Source organism: Aquipseudomonas alcaligenes NBRC 14159 (assembly GCF_000467105.1).
Lineage (GTDB): Bacteria > Pseudomonadota > Gammaproteobacteria > Pseudomonadales > Pseudomonadaceae > Aquipseudomonas > Aquipseudomonas alcaligenes.
The window spans coordinates 1-507 of the sequence record NZ_BATI01000122.1; the positions used below are offsets into that span (position 1 = coordinate 1).

The following is a 507-nucleotide window of genomic DNA, read 5'->3' on the forward strand; positions in this document are numbered from 1 at the left end:
CGCACCGAACTGTCCCAGGCCACCCGCAGCGCCTTGCCGCCGCTCAAGGGCCAGATCGAATTCGACCAGGTGCACTTCCGCTACCGCCCGGACGGCTCCGAGGTGCTGCGTGGCGTCAGCCTGCAGATCAACGCCGGCGAGGTGATTGGTGTGGTCGGCCGCTCCGGCTCCGGCAAGAGCACCCTGACCCGCCTGCTGCAGCGTCTTTACACCCCCGAGCGTGGCAGGGTACTGGTTGATGGTATGGATCTGGCCCTGGCCGATGTCTCCTCGCTGCGCCGGCAGATCGGCGTGGTGCTGCAGGACAACATGCTGTTCGCCCGCAGCATTCGCGAGAACATCGCGTTGACGGACCCGGGGGCACCGCTGGAGGCGGTGATTCAGGCGGCCAAGCTGGCGGGTGCCCACGAGTTCATCTTGGAGCTGCCGGAAGGCTACGACACCGTGGTCGGAGAACATGGCGCTTCGCTGTCCGGCGGCCAGCGCCAGCGCATCGCCATCGCCCGC

General features: G+C 67.9%; 1 protein-coding gene. It reads left to right on the forward strand.

Going from position 1 to position 507, the window contains the following annotated elements:
• Positions 1–507, forward strand: a 507-nt coding sequence (locus PA6_RS22345; protein WP_043217446.1) for an ATP-binding cassette domain-containing protein, incomplete at both ends; no start/stop codon positions are given.